The organism is Parabacteroides sp. HGS0025 (genome assembly GCF_000969845.1).
GTDB lineage: Bacteria > Bacteroidota > Bacteroidia > Bacteroidales > Tannerellaceae > Parabacteroides > Parabacteroides gordonii.
On sequence record NZ_KQ033903.1, the window covers coordinates 137,038 to 156,496 of the forward strand.

The 19,459-nt window shown below is 46.7% G+C and carries 10 protein-coding genes; 1 reads left to right on the plus strand and 9 read right to left on the minus strand.

Features of this window, described 5'->3' with window-relative positions:
- Positions 1-145: 145 nt before the first annotated feature.
- From HMPREF1212_RS17810 to HMPREF1212_RS27585, 9 genes are all read right to left on the minus strand, one after another.
- Positions 146-2,503 carry a DUF3987 domain-containing protein gene (locus HMPREF1212_RS17810; RefSeq protein ID WP_046150531.1) on the minus strand — a complete coding sequence of 786 codons (2,358 nt, stop codon included), beginning with the start codon at positions 2,501-2,503 and terminating at the stop codon, positions 146-148.
- Positions 2,504-2,529: 26 nt separating this feature from the next.
- Positions 2,530-2,766, minus strand: coding sequence for a DUF4248 domain-containing protein (locus HMPREF1212_RS17815; protein WP_046150532.1), 237 nt, complete (start codon positions 2,764-2,766; stop codon positions 2,530-2,532).
- Between the two features lie 530 nt (positions 2,767-3,296).
- Positions 3,297-4,583: a hypothetical protein gene (locus tag HMPREF1212_RS17820; protein ID WP_046150533.1), complete on the minus strand. Its 1,287-nt coding sequence runs from the start codon at positions 4,581-4,583 to the stop codon at positions 3,297-3,299.
- A gap of 153 nt (positions 4,584-4,736) precedes the next feature.
- Positions 4,737-6,656 carry a beta-N-acetylhexosaminidase gene (locus tag HMPREF1212_RS17825; protein WP_046150534.1) on the minus strand — a complete coding sequence of 640 codons (1,920 nt, stop codon included), beginning with the start codon at positions 6,654-6,656 and terminating at the stop codon, positions 4,737-4,739.
- Between the two features lie 149 nt (positions 6,657-6,805).
- The gene (locus HMPREF1212_RS17830) at positions 6,806-10,534 is read right to left on the minus strand and encodes a DUF6383 domain-containing protein (protein ID WP_157317056.1); all 3,729 of its coding nucleotides are present in this window, start codon (positions 10,532-10,534) and stop codon (positions 6,806-6,808) included.
- A 380-nt stretch (positions 10,535-10,914) separates the two neighbouring features.
- Entirely contained in the window at positions 10,915-12,288 is a 1,374-nt protein-coding gene (locus HMPREF1212_RS17835) for a Gfo/Idh/MocA family protein (RefSeq protein WP_046150536.1), read from the minus strand.
- Positions 12,289-12,370: 82 nt separating this feature from the next.
- Positions 12,371-14,131: a RagB/SusD family nutrient uptake outer membrane protein gene (locus tag HMPREF1212_RS17840; protein WP_046150537.1), complete on the minus strand. Its 1,761-nt coding sequence runs from the start codon at positions 14,129-14,131 to the stop codon at positions 12,371-12,373.
- Between the two features lie 33 nt (positions 14,132-14,164).
- On the minus strand, positions 14,165-17,602 hold the full coding sequence (locus HMPREF1212_RS17845; RefSeq protein ID WP_046150538.1) for a TonB-dependent receptor: 3,438 nt from the start codon (positions 17,600-17,602) through the stop codon (positions 14,165-14,167).
- Positions 17,603-17,716: 114 nt separating this feature from the next.
- Entirely contained in the window at positions 17,717-18,697 is a 981-nt protein-coding gene (locus HMPREF1212_RS27585; protein ID WP_046150539.1) for a FecR family protein, read from the minus strand.
- Positions 18,698-18,840: 143 nt separating this feature from the next.
- Here HMPREF1212_RS27585 and HMPREF1212_RS17855 point away from each other — a divergent pair, with 143 nt between their 5' ends.
- Positions 18,841-19,410, plus strand: a complete 570-nt coding sequence (locus HMPREF1212_RS17855; protein ID WP_369800842.1) for an RNA polymerase sigma-70 factor — start codon at positions 18,841-18,843, stop codon at positions 19,408-19,410.
- Positions 19,411-19,459: the final 49 nt, after the last annotated feature.

A 19,459-nucleotide genomic window follows, 5' to 3' on the forward strand; every position in this document is an offset into this window, starting at 1 on the left:
AGATGGATAACTATCCGTTTCACCTCCGATGCCTACTCATTTTCTACGGGTAACTACCCGTTGAGCGTCCGGTGCCTACCCATTTTCAGAGGGGATCGGCAAGGAGGAAGAATACGATAAAAAGTCTCAATAGTTTCAAAAGTCTCTAGCCCTTTTTCGAAATAGTGACATTTTTCCCCGAGTCCGTTTTATCATAGTAACCCGCACCTAATGAGATTAATAAATCATACATCTGCGCCTTTTTCAGCATACGGAACGCACTCGAACGGCTGATTCCGCGGACAACCGCCTCTTCCACCAGGGTGGCTGTTTTAAACTTATCCGGCATGGCGGCAAACAGGTCACGCTGGGCTGTGTGCATCTTAAAATGCTGCTCCGTATCGCTATGCTTCAGGGTGGTGCTTACCAGCATCGAATGACGCAGGCAAACAGTACCGATATGGAAAGCCACTTCGAAGTCGGCATCCGTTATGATGCGATGCACTGTCTCTACTTCTTCCTCCGCTTTGCGCAAAGCTGTCAGTACCATTGCAATACGGAAGATGATCAGGCGGTGGCGCAACACGACCGAGGTAACATCTTCATTACCGAACACGCGTACATTATAATATTCGCGTGAGAAATAGCGGTCGAGCTTCTTACGCTGACGGTCGGTGAAACTGACAAACGTATCCGTTTTTTCGAGGAACACGGCCATATCCTGCAATCTTCCGCCCAGCTCCGTGAAGTAGGACGCATTCTTAGGGTCATTATCAGCAGAAGTCAGAGAACGATAAACGCCACCTCCGGCAATATGGTAGATCAGCAAACGACTGTAGAGGCCGTTTTCGGTAGTGGGTACGAACTTGGCGAACATGCTGGGGGTACCGGTTACGAACATACCCAGCTTCGGATGTTCGACAATGAAGGTACCGTTGGTTTTCGAAGCGCAACTCACACGTTCCCCGTGGAATGCCTGGTTGAGAACGTATCCGTAACCGCCAAAATCCTGCGCCATCGTGTTGTTCAACGATTCCAGTTCGGTTTCGAACAAGAGGGATGAATAAGGATCGTTTATCTCCAACTGCGCAATCATACGGGCAGTCGTCGTGTAGCCTGCCATATGGAGCTGCCTTTGCTGCACCAAGCGGGGACATTCAAGAGGAGTACCGGCCGGCTTTTTAGCTTTCGACTGGCGTTGCTTCAGTTTGTCGAGCTCGTAGGCTTCCTTTTCCTTATTATATTCCTCCACCTTGCGGGCGGAGTTGTCGTAGATGGAACGCTGCCAGGGTTCTATCATTTTAAATACCCGGCTGACACACCCTTTACCACTGCCCGAGGGGCCGGTCACGACGGTGTAGAACGGGGCATAATACATTTCGCCCTGCATCATGCCTCTCACCTTGGGTAAGGCGGTACTGATCATGGTGAGTGAAGCGAGCAATGTCAGGTCGTGTTCCGTATCGTCGGAAGCTGTCTTCAAAGCGTCCGCGAGGAGGTTCGGAAGGCCTGTCAAAAGGGACTTGTCGAAGTGCGGAAAATCACCTTCTACGGGTTCATAATCAGGGCCCATAGGGGAACCGTCGTCCAAAAGTGCATCTTCGGGAACGGGGGTGGAACTTTTGAGATTTCTGACACTTTTTTTCGTCGCCATACCCGGTGTCTGACGGCCGGAATTGCTGCCGTGGGCAGATTGGTAACGGTGGTAGATGTCTGCCACGGTGGCAAGGATCTCTTTTTCATCGAAACCCGGAGCGGTGTAGCGGTAGAGACATTCTGCCGTCACTTCGGCTTCGCTGAAACCGGCACTGTTGAGCGCCGAAGCCAGCTTCACCACATAGCTGTGGCGGCTGCCGTCGGTAAAAGGGTTGCCTGCTTCAAACTTGTCGATGTAGTTGGACAACGAGCGGGGTTCGGGCTGGGAAAAGACACCGGACTTTCCGGGTGCAACAGGGACACATACCACTTCGGCTTCTATCTTATAAAAGGCCGCCGGATCGTAGCTGACGAAGCAACCGCGGTTGGGGTCTTTGCCCGAAGGGTCTACCTTCACGTCCGGCAAGTCGGCTTCAAGCAGTCGGCTTACCACTGCAAAGGCCTGGGCGTGGTGTTCCATATCGCTGTCTACCAGCACGAAGAGTTTCAGCCCGGTACCCGAAGGGCTGATATGGCCGGCTTTCACATAGGATAGTTCGCGGGCACGGGCGAGCAACTCCGATGGTGATCCCGGCACATGGTCGAGGTCGCCCACTACGCAGCCGGAGTAACCTACCAGGTGTTCGCGTTTGCGGCCGCCTTCCATCCGTCCGCCTGCCACGAGCAGGGGAAGGTTCTTTTTACAGATACCCGCTTCTTCCTCACTGCCGGAGGTTACCAGGGCGCGAACGTTTTCTACTTGTTGTTTGTACTTACCGTTTACCACATCGGCTAAATAGCCACCGAGGGTGACCGGTGTGTAAGAAAGGGTGTCGAATGCTGTTCTGAACAGGGTACATTCAACGTCTTGATTAATTTGATTTCTCATACTAAATTATAATGAGGTTTATACTGTCAGGGTTCCCCCAGATGTTCGATCAGTACGCCTACTTGCTTCGGCGTGTAGAGTTTCTGGAATTTCACCCATCCGGCGGCTTCGAGCTTGGCTTTCAGTCCGCGCGAGGTACGTATCCATTCCCACATACGTTTATAGGCAACCACCGGCGTTCGGCCGGGAAAATAGAGTTGGGCAAATTCCGTTACCCCATACGCTCTCCTCCAGGGAGACGGTTCTGTTTTTTTGTCTTCCATATTTTTCTGATATTTAAACAATTAGAATACCACAATGTAAGAATAATATTAATAGGTTGTTAGGTTTTTGAGGGATATTTATCAAATAAATAATACATGATGGATAAGGGCGGGGTATTCCAGCTATTCACTAATTGATAAAGGGTATATCAGATATCAAATGCGACAGGAAAGGATATTATATTACATTATCTTTTATGTCTTCAGAGGTATATTGCAGAGTATAGGGTGAGGTATAGTAAAGAGATTTGGTAATAGGAAAAGGTGAACTATTTAGCGACGTCAACGGGCTCGAAGAGTTCGAACTATGTTAACCCACGGTGCAACCGTGGGTTAGGGTGTCTGCCGGATGGTGCGTCCCCAAGGGGGGCGAACAACACGCTAGGGTTGAACCTCTTCGAGGCTCACCGGTGATGATCGACATGCCCCCCAGTTGCACTGGGGGTTAACATAGTACGAACCCTTTGGGTCCGCCTACGACACTATCATCAGACTCAAAATTGTCAAGAATCGAACCTTTCGACCCTTATTTAAAACTTATACTGCAACCGCACCGTCAGCACATTGTCTTTGCGGTCTTGTTCGTAGCCTTTTACGAAGTCGCTCTTTTCGTTGAAGTTGAATTCGTAATAGGCCTGCACACGGATGTGTTTGTTGAAGCGGTACAGACCGCCGATACCGAATGTGCTTTGGGCCAGGTCGGTTTTAGAGGTGAATGTGTTTTCGGCACCGATCTCGTTTCCTTTCAGTTTCGTATTCGGGTCGTAGACGTCGTATTTGAATACGGCAGAGAAAGGGGAAGTGCCGATGTCTTGCACCAGATAGAAGAAATAACCGATAAAGGGGCGCTTGAACAGGGCGTTTTCGGGAAGATCCTCCGGACGTGTTCCCGTATTCGGGCTTTTACTGCTTCCGGCAATTCCGGGCTGTGTACCTAAAAGACCTTCGGCACGCAACGAGGTTGTTCCCCATGAACTCAGGAAGCTGAACTGGGCGTCCATACCGATGTATTCGCGCTTCATATAAGTACCGGTTCTGCCTTTATCCACTTCGATAAAGCGTTTGCCGTCCATTTCATAAGCGGTCGTTGTCGGGTTGTAGACACCTCCGTTGTAGTAAGATACACCTGTACCCCATTTACCCCAGTTGCCGATTTCCTTGTCGGCACCCAGGCGTCCGATGAAGTCTTTGCGGCTGTCGGTTTCGCGGTTGATACTGTTACCGGCAAACAACCCGGCATCCAGACGGAGAAAGCCCAACGGACTATCCTTCTTGGCACGAAGGGTCAGCATCGCTCCCAGATCGCGCTCGTCGGGAAAGAAGTACTGGATGATCGTGGCACGTTCGGGCGACTCGAGGCCACTGGTGGAATACCCGATCTCATGCCCGAAGGGACGGTTGAAAACACCGGCCATCAACTGGCTGCGCTTCGTCCAGGGATCTTTGATACCGATATACAGGTCGCGGAAGCTGACACCTTTGTCGTTGGCTTCGATCTGCACGGCTCCGGTACCGATGCCGTCGTTATATTCGAACTTCAGGCGACCACGGCGGATACCGATACGGTTGAAGCCTTTATCCTCGTGCTCGTTCTTGTCGCCCACTTTCAGGGTGGCATCCTCCTGTCCATACTGATATTGTCCCTGGATATAGGCGGAGACTTTAAACTTGCTTAGTCCCTTCACTATCTTATCCAGCGTTGCTGTCTCTTCCGCAAGCGAATCGATGCGGGCATCTAACTGTTCCGTGTTCTGAGCTTCCGCGAGAAAGGGAAGCAGCGCCAACAGGGAGAGCGCCATAAATTTGATTACTTTCATTCCTAACTTTGTTGGTTGCGGTGAAAAATGTATTACATCACTGTTTCCGACAGCAAAGAAAGCGCTTTTCTATTTCACACATATTTCAGTCTTGTTACAAAGATAAAACCAAGTTGTTACAAAAAGGTTACGAACAACTTGGTTAAAATCCTATCAGTCAACAGTCAGGTTACCGTGGCCGGTTCGTTTGTCCTTCTCGGCACGCTTCTCCAGCTCTTTTATTGTCAGGGATATGAGTTTACCGACCGGCTTACCGTCGCGATAAGTAATGACACGCAGGCGGCTGGCTGTTTTCGGTATGCTCAGCGGTTCGCTGTACTTCGGAGTAAAGCAATCCGGGTCTGTATTATCGAATGTATAGTAGATATCCGTACCGGCAATCTCGCTTCCCAGTTCCACCTGCAACACGCCGTCCTGCAGATACGGGGTAACGATCGCATTATACATACTGCGGGCATAGTTGATGCCGGCTTGGTCGGCACGAACGAAATGACGTTCTACACGGGGCCAGAACTTTTCCCAATCCGTTTGGGCAGGCCCACTCCACAATACTTCAGCCAACGCCCAGCCGCGCGGCCAGGTCATATACTCGGCATGGCGGAAAGTAGGGATCGCTTCGCCCCAGACATTACCTTGTCCGCCCAGTACCATTTCGGCCGGAACGCCTTCGGGTACGGGGTTGAAGCTATACGAATCCGTCAGGCGGCACATGGAATAGGTGGCCGGTTCTACGGAAGGTTCTCCCTGATACAAATCCAGGTAACAATGTTCGGTCGGCGTCATAATCACATGATGCCCGGCTTTAGCCGATTTGATACCGCCATCCATACCGCGCCAGCTCATGACGTTGGCATCGGGTGCCAGGCCGCCTTCCAGTATCTCGTCCCAGCCGACCAGCTTCTTGCCTTTCGATTTCAGCAGGTCGCCCATGCGGTGGATGAAATAGCTCTGCAATTCTTCTTCGTTCTTCAGGTTCTCCGCTTTCATGCGTGCCTGGCAACGGGGGCATTTATGCCAGAAGCCTTTGAAACATTCGTCGCCACCGATATGGATATACTCGTCCGGGAAAAGGGCAGCTACTTCCGTCAGCACCTTATCCATAAATTCGAAAGTAGACTCCTTGCCGATGCATAGCGTATTCTCATCTTCGCCATAGAATTTATTACCTACATTGAGTGCGTCGGGGGCTTTCATACAAGCCAGCTCCGGATAAGAAACCAGAGCGGCTACACCATGACCGGGCACATCGATTTCAGGGATGACGCGTACAAAACGCTGGGCGGCATAAGCCAGCACTTCCTTCACCTCTTCCTGGGTATAGAAACCGCCGTAAGTACTCTCCTCACCCGGCTGCTGACGTTCGCGTCCCCACCAGTCGCCCACACGGGGAGCACGCCAGGCGCCTACCTCGGTCAGGCGCGGCAGTGATTTAATTTCCAGGCGCCAGCCCTGGTCGTCGGTCAGGTGCCAATGGAAAACGTTCATTTTATATTCGGCCAGCTCGTCGATGTACTTCATTACCTCCTCTTTCGTAAACCAGTGGCGGCTTACGTCCAGCATGAGACCACGCCAGGGGAACTGGGGTTTATCGGTAATTTCCGTACAGGGAATTGTCCATTTCTTATCTTTGGGTTGTGCAGTCCCGCTTTTGATCTCTGCCGGAAGCATCTGCAACAAGGTTTGTACGCCGTAGAAGATTCCGGCAGGCTTATTCGCCGTAAGCAGGATATCGCCTTGTTTCACTTTCAGGTGATAACCTTCATCTCCCAGAGCGGCATCATCCACCAGTTTGAATTCGATCTTTCCATGTTTCTCCACAGGGAGCGTGAAACCGGTGGCGGGAGCGATCTTACCATTCAGATAATCGGCGATGCCTTTCAGTTCTTCATTCGATTGATCCAGGGTAATTGCGGCGTTACGTGTCAGGGTAAAACAGTCTGAACCGACAGTCATTTCCTGTGGAACAGGGATCAGAGCAATTTCTCCGTTCTCTGTAACACCCGACTTGTTTGCGCAGGATACACAAGCCAGCAACAGAGAGGCAGTAGCAAGACTCAACAGTGTTCTTTTCATTATTATAAGTTTATGTTTGAAATTCTGCACGAAGATAAGCATTAGCTGATAAAACCGGACAGGGTTGGTAACAAAAAAGGCGGTGTGCCGTATGCATTCCTGCATAACTGACACACCGCCCGGGTATTTAATTACTAATATTTATCGAGTTACTTCACGATAGCTTTAACAGCCTTTTCGCCTTCCACACTTACTATTACAACTCCCTGAGGAACAGGTATCGTTGCATTGTCGGAAGTGACAGTCTGGTTTACAAGCGGCTGACCCAATACGTTGGAAACAACGATCATCTTACCGCCTGCATTGCGTACGCTGATAGAACCGGTACCGGCAACTACGCTGATGGTTGAAGTCGAAACTTCATCGTTGGAAGTTGCAAAGTCGTCAGTATCTTCCAGGTTGAAGATCTGAGACTGGTTGATCAATTCCTGCATCTTCTGGTCGTCATCTTCATGGTTGCCGTTTTCTACAGTAAACTCAGCCAATACAGGCACGCCATTGTGGATCTTCACCCATGCACCCTTGAAGGAAGCGATCTGTGATACGCCGTCCAGGTTAGACTCGAGCAAGAAGTCCTTATGATCGTCGTCTGTGTAACGCAGAGAGAATGCATAGTTCTTATGCAGGCCGTCTACCGGTTTCTTTTCGAAGAGCTCTTCATTGTACAGGTCGCGAGGATCAAGAACACCGTCTTTAGTTCTCAGGTCTGCCAATTTCTTACCGTTCTTCAGGATATACAAGAATTCGCCGTCTGCATCTACCTGGTGAACACCATCCACGAAACCAAGGCGAGTATAAGACTGCCATTTGTAAGCGTCAGGATTGTTCAACATGTTCGTGCCGCCCTTTACAGAGTCAGTCAGGTTGATCAGGAAGCTACCGGCCAGGTAACCGTTGTAATCACCTTCGTGCTCGCAACCCGGGTTGTAACCGTGTGTGTTACACCACTTACCGTCTGCTACGGAATCCGGACGTACAACCAACAGGTACTGAGGCATACGGTCTGTAGATTTCACTACATAGTCTGCATAGATAGCAGTCGTGCTGTTTTCACCCGGTTTGATCATTTCTGCTGTCAAGCCTAAGAAGTTGAATTCATCCTTAGCGCCCGGTACGTTTACTGCATTATTAGAGTCTTCATACAGGAATTCCTTTCCTGCACCTCTTGCACGGGACAGATTGATCGTCTTACCTTCTTCGCCCAGATCCATATACAATGGACGGTCGTCGGTGATAACGGCAAAGGCGGATGAGCGGTCTTCAGCTTCTTTATCCAGTTTAGTGATGCTTAACTTACCGATACCGTCGATGCAATGCGCTTGTCTCCAACCGTTGAATGCGTAAGAGTATTTCGGGATGTAGCATTTCTCATATTCTTCACAATCTTCACAATCGCCCGGATCAGGAGCAGGAGTATTGCGTAAAGTCAAAGAAGCAGGATAAGGACCATTATCATCTGGATTTTCAGGACACTCATCACAATCATTTACCTTATTATTAAAGATATCGATCAGGATATAACATTTGTCATCGTCTTTACGCTGGTCGGCTTTCAGATAGAATACACCGAGCTTGCCTTTGCCGGCTTCAATATCGTCGCGGCTCATCGGCTGATAGTAAGCAGTCTTACCAAATTCTTCTACCAGGGCGATATACATCTTATCGTTATCGATGAGGTTCTTATCGCTCACTTTCAACACATAAGCAGTACGAGATAATTGCGGTAAGCCGGCAACACCTGCACCGTAACCAAACTCATAGTTGGTTGCTTTAAAGTCTTCCGGAGCAATTTCCAGCTCATAAGTGGTAGACTGGCTTTCTATCGGCATGAAGGTATTATCTACAACATTCAGATAGAGGTTACCGTTAGCGAACAGGTTATAGTTCAAACGATACTTGGTGTAAAGCAATGATGCCGGATCAAGGTGTTTGTATCCGTGATGTTCGCTTGTCAGTGCTTCGTTATCTGTTACCGGAATGAAGTTATAGTTATGCAGGTGGTCTAACATCCAGAGACTGCATGAGCTACAACTGTTGTATTCAAATCCGGTATAGTTTTCATTGATCAGGAAAATATTACCGTCTTTATCTTTATATAACTGGCCTTCAAAGACCGGAACAGTATCCTGACAGATATACCAACCTTCATCACTATATCTTCTGTTAACTGCACCTGGATCCTCTTTGTCGAAAATAGCATAATCGAATGCATATTCACGGTTATAGATAGCTACGGTAGAGCGGTCACCGCAACCGGTATGCTTAACAACCCACATGGTAGCAGGCATGTCGTCATAGTTCTGATCGTCTTCCGGAGCATCGAACATCATGCGTCCTGCCAAATTAGCCACCACATTCTTACCGTTGTCGGCACTCTTGATAAAGTAAATTCCTTCCGGCAATGTGGTACGTGTCAGATAATCGAAGTCGCGGTTCTTGAAGAAGAAACGGGTCTGTAGAGAGCCTGGGAGCTCATAGCCGCCATCCAATTCAGCATTCTTAGCTGTGAGTACAGACGTCTTATCAGTCAGGTAAGCCAAACGGAGAACTACCGGACCGTATGTGTCGTTATGCTCCGGAGCAGCTACTCCATTGGCAGCCCATATCGCTGCCATATCATTATTGGTAGAGTTGAACGCATATTGAGCATTTACCCATTGGCCGGAAGGTGCATTTTTCTGCAAAGCATTCATCGGCTCGATCACCAGACTGTCTTGTGAAGGATAATAAGTGAACTTGAAGAGAGAACGGGCAATCCATGCTTTTGGTGTCAATCCAGTGATATCGTCCGGCATATTACTTGCATCCAGATCGCCTTCCATAAGGTCTAATTTCAGATCTTTACTGCTATTGGGGAAGTATTCGGTACTTACATATAAAGTACTGTAAGTATCATAATCACCATCACTAGCTCTTTCTCCCGGAACCTGTAATCTTACATACTTTTTTGCTTCATCGGATTCAAGCCCAAGAAGTGCATCGGCGCTACTTATTGAAGGGAAATAAGAGCCATCATTATCCACCGCGATAAATTGATTTGTCAGCAACGGGCTAGTCACAGTCGGTTTAACCGTTGCGTCGAACTGTACGCTCTTATCTTTCGGCAAACCTCCCCAGAAATTTCCATACTGGAAATCAACCATCTGGTTAACAGCACTAGCATCCAATGTGATAGCACCCGCAAGAATAGGTTTTACCTTAACGATATCACCAATGATATTGGCCATTGCATCGCCGGCTTCTACTTTAGAATACTTCCAGGCCATGAGTTCATTGGAGCCCTCATACTCATTTTTCTTCAAAACAAGAACCGAGTCCTGGTTGCTGAAATAAGAATACAAGGGAGCATAGTCGAAATTATCCACCTGCTTATCGGTTGTGTACCAAGCCCAGTTTTGTGTACAACCACCCAGAAAGGATTTAATAGGGCCATCAGAATAAGAATTATGATTCTCTACTTTTTCCTGAGTATAAGCTTTCACATGCCCATACTCCAACTCCATATTTGTTTCTTTGTTCACAAACACGAAGTTCTTTCCGCTACGTCCGTCATCGGTAGCTTTGATTGACCACAAAGAATAATTGATTGGGGTATTATAACCCGGTTCTTCTAGTTTCAAGACCAAACCATTGGTACCATACCCATAACCATAACCAAGATCACGATACTGCACTAATAGTTTGCCATCTTCATCTACCAACTGGTACCACTTGTCTGCTTCAAAATGGTTTACTTCATTATCAATCTCATCACTGCTCATTACTTCCGTCGGACGATACGTAATCTTATGTCCGCCGTAATTTTGGGCATATACATGAGTTGAAACACTGGCCGACAACACGAGGCCGGCAATTAACGAGGTAATTGTTTTACTCATAAATTCTAATTTAAGTAATACTAAAATAAAGTTCTATATAAATCCTTTTCTATAATCTTCACATATTCATCCGGATAAACTATTTATCCGAAGGTGGTCATAACCAACTTATCAGGGGAATGGTACAAAGATATAAATAACAATTTAATAGCAACTCTGCCATTACACTTTTTTAACCATACGGCCGGTTCTATTATCAAAGGTGAGGATATTCATTACAAAATCCCGATTTTAACCATTCGGCAACCCTCTGTATCCCTACCATTTACAAAAAGACAAGTAACAAAATGTCAAACATTATCTTTACAAGAAGATATTCAAACAAAAAGGGCTATCGGAATAGAATATCCGACAGCCCTTTTCAATCTATATACCTAGTGTTATTTTGCAAACTGCAAACCTTTCAGTTTATCCCATGCACCACGGGTAAAGTCGGGTATTTCAACAGGAGCACCTCCGTTATTCACCGAGGTTTCAGTCAACTCGGTCAGGCAAGACCACTCGGCGGCATCATAAACGTCCTGATCCAAGGGCAAGCCCTTCTGCAGGCAGTAAATAAGACGGTAGTCCATAATAAAGTCCATACCTCCGTGGCCTCCTACTTCCCGGGCTTTTTCACCGACTTCTTTCGTAATAGGGTGTTCATACAGGGCCATAATAGAATCCATCTGAGCCTTATTCAGAAACTCGTGGGCGTTCGGCTCCAGCGCTATTCCTTCTACCGGATATTTCTGTGCAAAACCTTTCGTTCCGCTTACTACATGTTTACGATCGTAAGGACGCGGACTGGTTACATCATGCTGGATCAGAATAGTTTTCCCTTTCTCTGTCTGGATCAGGGTAGTATTCATATCACCCAGTTTATATGCCTGCTTCACCTCTTTTGAATCGGCTCCAAAAGTATTCTTTGCATATTCAGTCATGCCCGCCTCTTTGGTAGACATAGAGACCAGATAATTCATCTTATCACCACGGTGAATGTTCATAATCTGGCAAATCGGGCCTAAGCCGTGGGTAGGATACGGATTGCCGGTATGTTCTTCGTTATATTTCAAACGCCACATTCCCTGATAGCCGCCTTTCTCACTCGGATAGAAGTTTAATGAACGCAGGTCGTGTATATATGCTCCTTCACCGTGAATGACTTCACCGAATACACCTTGCCGGGCCATGTTCAGTGTTGCCATTTCAAAGAAATCGTAGCAACAGTTTTCAAGCATCATGCAATGTTTACGGGTCTTTTCTGCCGTATCCACCAACTGCCAGCATTCGTCGATCGACATGGCAGCGGGCACCTCTACCGCCACATGTTTCCCATGTTCCATCGCATACACTGCCATCGGTGTATGGTTCAGCCAATCGGTACAAATGTAAATCAGGTCGATATCATTCCGTTCGCAGATCTTTTTCCAGTCTTCAGAACCAGTATACTCATCGGCAGCGGGAAGATTCTTTCCTGCCAGTGTTTGCTGTGCACTTTTCACATAATCTGCATTCAGGTCGCAAAGCGCTTTCACCTCTACCCCATCCAGAAATGTATAGCGGTAAACCGCACCACTTCCGCGCATACCCAGACCAATAAATGCAACACGCACTGTCGGGATCGGATCACAAGCCAGGTTTAAAACATCTGTCTGTCCGGCAGGACGTTCTGGAGCAGGTGTCGGGATCATTTTAACCTGTGCCGCAGACTGGTTACAAGTAAAACAGGCTAAAACAGCCAATAAGAACAAGGAATATACAATTCTTCTCATAAGTATTTTAAATATATAAAGTGCGAATAAGTTAGAGAAAGTAGGCCATCCTCGTTTGAGGATGGCCCGAAACTAAGGTTAATTAATACCCGGGGTTCTGATCTTCTTTCAGAAGCGGGTTCAAGTCCATTGCATTCTGAGGTATAGGCATCAAAAGGATACGGTCGTTCCATTTCTTTTCAATTACCTTATATCCATTCGGAGCATAGGTAGTCGTATTCATCACCTTCTGGCAATAGGCTGAACCATAGCGGCGGATATCATCAAAACGATGTCCCTCACCTGCCAGTTCTATGCGGCGTTCGTTACGGACAAAGTCCAGAGCGGCCTCTTTCGACGGCATGGATGTCGGTACCGACGGCATACCGCAACGGTCACGCAGATCATTCAATGCAGCCTGCACTTCACCGTCCCAACCTGAATTTGCAATACGGGCTTCGGCAAAAGTCAGCAAGACTTCGGCATAACGGATCACGGGATAATCATCCGCACTCGTCCAGTCTGAATAAGGAGTCAATGCAACCATTTTACGGTAGCTGTAGCCTGTCCACGACTCGTTACCATCCAGACCGGCAAATTCAGGTTTCCAGCGATAATAGAATGTACCTCCGGCAAAGTCCGTTTCATGCCATCCTTTAAACGGGAACTGGATAGATGCATACAAGCGGCTGTCGCGGTTGCGGAACTCTTCCATATAAGCATATTTCTTCAAATCCATTTCCGGCACTTTCTTTATATAGCCGGACTGATCCAGATCGGCCACCTCAGCGGTGATCTCTTCGAAGTTTTTCTTACGTGTCTCCACCGGGATCAGGGGGCGCACGGTTTTACCATCGATGTCCCAATAGGCATCTACCAGATCCTGCATCGGTTCGTAAGATGAATAACCTGATCCCATCTGGCTCGGACGGATATAAGTATAACGAGCCCAGTCGTAGTTATTATCATCAGCCATATATTCGCGGGTAAGGATGTACTCCGGATTGGATGGTGAAGCGTTAGAACCCTGCCACAAGGTTTCATAACTGAACAGACCTTTCACGAAAGCATCCTTATCGATCCCTTTGGCTTCAAAGTCAATAAACTGTGCCATTTCATCCCCCTCTTTTTTCTGTGCATCGTTCAGGGCAGTCACACGGAACAAAGAATGATGCCCTTCGCTTATTACTGTATTGGCAGAAGCTTCCGCTTCCTTATAATTACCGAAGTACAAAGCTGCACGGGCACGCATCGCCAAAGCAGCAGCACGGGTAATACGCCCGGTTTCCTGCAAATAACCACCATTATATTTATCAGGCAGAACAGTTGCAATAGCGGCCAGCTCATCCAGGATAAAAGCCTGTACCTTCTCTACCGGATCACGGGGAACGTTCGGTGCATCATACTCCATCACGGTTGTTACCAGCGGCACCTTTCCGAACTTGGTTGTCAGATCCAGATACGTCTGTGCCCGGAAAAAACGAGCCTCCGCTTTCATCCTTTCTTTCAACGTTTCATCCATTTCGCACTTATCGACCTTTTCCAGGAAGTTATTCACGATACGAACCGTACCGAAACTATATCCACGGTCTTCCGCCGTACTCAATTCACTTTGCTGGATCGATTCGTACGGGCCTTCCCAGGGCTTATGGCTATGTGCGTTATCCGTACACATTTCATCCCAGATATCGAAACCGTTCCCCTGTGCATAACAGGCATTCAAACCGTACCAGGCATCTTTCTCCGATGTCCAGAAACTTTCAGCCGATATATCCGAAGGCGGGATCACATCCAAATCACATGCTGTAAAAGAGGCAGTCATTAAACCGAGCACTGCCCATTTCTTTATATTTAGATTTACCATTACTCTTGCTTAATTTATAAATTACTGAATCAATTAAAAAGAAACATTCACACCAAATGCCACCGACTTGGTTCCCAATGAACCGATGCCACGACCGGAAGATGCTTCGGGATCAAAATCCTTCATCACATGGTCGGCACGCAACGTAAACAGGTTCTCTCCGGTCAGGAAGAATTTCAGAGTAGACATTCCCCATTTGGATACGATATTGGATGGAACACGATAACCCAATGTGATCGTCTTAATACGGAAGTAGTCTGCATCGAACAACTGGTAATCCGAGAAATACTGGTTGTAATCATCCAGGCTATGTCCTCCGTAGATACGCGGATAGACGGCACGCGGGTTCGGGTTTTCCTCTGTCCAACGCCCCAGATGGAACTTACGCGGGTTAGAGTTCAACATAAAAGCTGAAACCTGTTCAGATTCGAAAGCGGCCATCGTACCGGCAACACCTTGTCCGAAGAGAGACAATTCAAAGTCTTTATATTGCAGATTCAGATTGATACCATACGTAAAGTCGGGCACATCCTTGCCGATAATGGCACGGTCTTCTCCGGTAATGGCACTGCCCCATTCCACGCCTTCACGCTGCGGTACATATTTGATATCACCGGCTCTCGGTTTACGTCCGTAAGTATAGTAATGTCCGGCATCTATTTCTTCCTGGGTATACAGACCGTCGGTTTTCAATCCGAAGAAAGAACCGATCGATTCACCTTCGCGCAGGATAAAACGGATCTTATCCCCACCATTCTGGATAATATCGTCAGAGCCACCCATATCCATGATCTCATTATTATTGGTCGCAATATTCGCACTTACCGTATAAGAGAAATCACCCAATGTCTTGCGATGGGTCAGTGCCAGTTCGAAACCACGGTTACGTACTTTGGCTATGTTCTGCGACGGGTTAGACCAGATACCGGTTTCCAACGGGACATTATAGCTCAAAAGGATATCGCTGGTATTCTTGATATAATAATCGGCTGTCAGGCTAAACAGGCCATTGAAGATATCAAAATCAACTCCGATATCGGTCAGTGCAACCGTTTCCCAGCCTAACTTTTCGTTTGCCGGCTTCGACTCTAGCACGCCTTTTACCGCTTCATTATCAAAGTTATAATCCGATCCATTGTTATACAACTGGAAATAATCATAATTACCTACGTTATTGATATTACCCAGTGTACCCCAAGAGGCACGGATCTTCAGATTGTCGACCCATTTCACATCATCCATGAAACTTTCCTGATTGATACGCCATCCGGCAGAGAAAGAGGGGAAGATACCCCAACGGTTATCTTTGTAGAAACGGGAAGAAGCATCCGCACGCAGGTTCGCTTCAAACAGATAACGGTCATTAAAACTATAATTCAAACGGCCGAAATAAGACAGGATCTTATATTCCCGCATCGGATCACCATACGTATTCACATCGGGTTGGTCTTTGCTTACTTCCGAACCTGTAGTAATATCCTTCAGGTCATCGGTCACGAAGTTTTTATACTTGGAATAAAGACGTTCATATTTATAATGTTCATAAGAAGTTCCGGCTAATATACCGATATTATGTACTTTGTTCGACCAGTCGTAACGGGCAGTCAAAGTGTACATCGTCCGGTTCTCACTCTGCCAGAACATATTCATTTCATTTGTGTACACACCGGTTCCGGGGATTTCAGCTCCGGTTTCAAAATTCTTCACATTGTCCTGCAATGCGGTGTAACCCTTTGATTTAGACTCCCAGCTTTTGAAGGCGCCCTGTCCGGAAATAACCAGTCCTTCGATCGGCTTAAGGTCAAATCCCAGGTCGATCATGGTATTGTCGGTCTTTCCGTCAGACCAGTTGTTCTTGCTTAAGGCACGCAACGGGTTTCCATTCATAAACGATTGCGTGGCCGCTTTACCTCCGGCAATAGACCCCCATTCGCCGTTGGACTGCTGTGCAACCATCGTGGAAGGAACCATCAGGAAGTTTCCGATGGAAGCAACGCCATGTTCCGTCTTATTCGTGCTACGGATAAATTTCACACCCGTCTTCAATACCAGCCATTTCGTTACATCGGCTGCGACATTGGCATCCAGGTTATAACGTTGCGAGCTCTGTCCGGGCATGAATTTGTCATCATACAGATAACCCAATCCGGAGAAGAAACGAACCTTATCGCTACCACCGCTGAAGTTCAACGAATGCTGCGTGGTTACCACCGGATTATCCAACACCAGATCCGCCCATTTCGTATTCGGGTAGTAGTCAGGTCTTGATCCATCTTTAAACCATCCGATCTCGTCATTCGAGTAGGCTGCATTCTTTCCATTAGCCGGATCACGGTTATAGAATGCTTCGTTCAACAACTCCGCATAATCCCACGAGTCGAGTACATCCGGCAAATAAGTCGGCATCTTCAATCCTACATAACCGCTGTAAGACACATTCATTTTCTCTTTCTTACCGGTCTTTGTCGTAACCAGCACCACCCCATAAGCGGCACGTGAACCGTAGATGGCAGAAGAAGCGGCATCTTTCAGGAAAGAGATCGACTCGATACTGTTAGGATCGAGGTTCGAGAACAAGTCGGCATCGGAAATAGCGCCGTCGATCACATATAAAGGAGAAGAGGTTCCCAGGTTACCGCGTCCACGGAAATTGATAGAAGGAGTTTGTCCCGGACGGGATATGACCGTCACACCGGGAACAGTTCCCTGAACGGCAGCCAGCACATTTGTCTGTACGCGGTCTTTGATATCTTCGGAGCTGATGGCAGCTACTGCTCCTGTCAGGTTTACTTTCTTCTGTGTTCCATAACCGACAACTACTACTTCATCCAGCAGTTCAGAGTCTTCTTCCAGGGTGACATTAACAGATGACTGCCCTTCTTTCAAGTTTATTTTCTTTGTCGCATAACCAATATATGAAATAAGCAAATGCTTATCCCTTCCTGACATTGTCAGGACAAAGTTTCCATCAAAATCAGTAACCGTCCCGTTCGTAGTTCCGGCCTCTACCACACTGGCACCTATAACCGGTTCGCCATGAGTATCTTTCACAATTCCTTTTACCGTCACATTCTTCTGTTGATGGACAGCGTTCTTAGCGGCAACGTTCCTTGAAACGTCTGCTGTTTTCGACACTACGATCTGGTTATTTACAATCCGGAAAGAGTATTCCGTATTCCCGAACAGCTGATTCAGCACGACCTCCAGAGAGGCATTCGTTACATCAATGGATATCTTCTTATCCAGGTTGATCTGATCGTCATTATAGAAAAAGGTATAACCACTATCCTTTTCCAACTCCGCAATTACTGAAGACAGGGGAGCATTGCTCTTTTTCATGGTGACCTGATAGGTCTGGGCAAAGGCCGAGACAGGGATCAACCCTATCGCACCCATCAGAAATAACTGTGTGATCTGCTTTTTGAATTGTTTACAGAACACATCTCTCAACAAAACTACTCGTTTATTCATATTAATATTCAGATAAATTTTAATGTGTTTTTCTTTTTCTCTTTACCGGGGGTATTCCCGGTTTCCATAGACTCGTTTATCCCTTTTTCATTCTTCTCTGATTTAAGTTTAACATTATCTTTTTTTCCCTTTTTCAAACAGTACAAATCCATCCCCTCTCTTGTGGTAGGATACAGGGGAACTGTTGGATATTATATTCAATAAAAGTTCGAGCGATTCATTATGTATGGAGAAAGTGAAACTATATTTATCCGCCACTGCATCCGGACATTCAAGACGGATCCCATACCAGCTTTCCAGACGGGGAAGGATCATGGCAAGCTTTTCATTCTTAAAGCTGGGCTTTCCTCCCCGGTACCAGGCCGAATACTGGCCGGCATCCACTTTTTCAATCTCTGCCTTCCCATTCAGTTCATAAGTCAGCTTCTCATCCGGGAATACCAGATAGACATCTCCTTCTCCCTCGCTTCTCTTGGTACTAACTTCCACTGCCCCATCCGAAAGGATCATTTCCGTATAAGAAGCCGAATCGACACTAAACACCTCGAAAGAAGTTCCCAGTGCCTTTATATCCATACTTTTTGTTTTCACGATAAAAGGATGTTCCGTATCATGGTGCACCTTAAAGAAAGCCTGCCCCGAAAGTTGGATTTCACGATTCTTTCCGGAAAAAGTGGCAGGGTACGTCAGCTTACTGCCGGCATTCAACGATACATGGCTACCGTCCGGCAAATAAAACGACTCCATCGACTGCCGTCCGGCATTCACGACATATACGATCTGCGACTCCGGTTCATTTGTTGTACCCAGCCAGTAACCTACAGAAAGCAGTAACGCCAGCGAAGCTGCAATACCGTATCGTCCCCAACGTTCGGCAAACGATTTATGGCCACGTATCTTCTTCGTTATCCGACCATATACACGTTTTTTTGCTTCAACGTCAAATGTTGAATCATCCCGCGTATCGTTCCACTGACTTTTAAGATGCCGTACGATTATGTCCCGCTCGGAAATATTCTTCTTCTCCTCTCCGGTCAGACGTCCGGACAGCACTTTTTTTACTATTTCCTTTTCATTCATTGTTGTTAATCCCATTTTTAAGCGATTCTATATGTAAATACTCCGATTCTTTCCTTATCCCCCAGAAGATTTTGGTCTTTTTTTCATTTTATTTCTGAAGCATTCGTTAAAAAATGATACTTGATTATTGTTGATTCTTTCATATATTTGCATTCTACATGAATCAAAACGATCTAATATTGGAAGATAAAGCACTGATAACTGCATTAAAAAACGGGAGCGAAGAGGCATTTACCTCTTTGTACCATAAGTATTGCAATAAAGTATATAAATTCTGCAGGCTTTATTTTACAAATAATTCTTCTGCAGAAGAAGTAGTGCAGGAGGTCTTCATTAAGTTGTGGGATATACGCAGCTACGTTAATGAAAACGAGAATCTGGAAGGTTTATTATTTATCATTACCCGCAACATGGTGTTCGATAATACCCGGAAAAATTTCAACGAATCATTCTACCAGATATCGATCCTGGCGGCCTACGACAAGGCTTATGACATTGAAGAAGAGTTGCAGGCCAAAGATTTGAAGGTTTATATCGACCGGTTGGTGGACGAACTGACTCCCCGGCAAAAAGAGATATTCTGCATGAGCCGGTATGAACATTTAAGTTACAAAGAGATTGCCGAAAGATTAGATATTTCACCGAAAACAGTAGAACGTCATATCAATGATGCACTGAAATATCTGAAGAAAAATATCTACTTCCTGCATCTGTTCCTTTCCGTATAAAAGGCAACCCGCCAGTTGGGCAGAGAATAAAGTGGCTTAACATTGAATT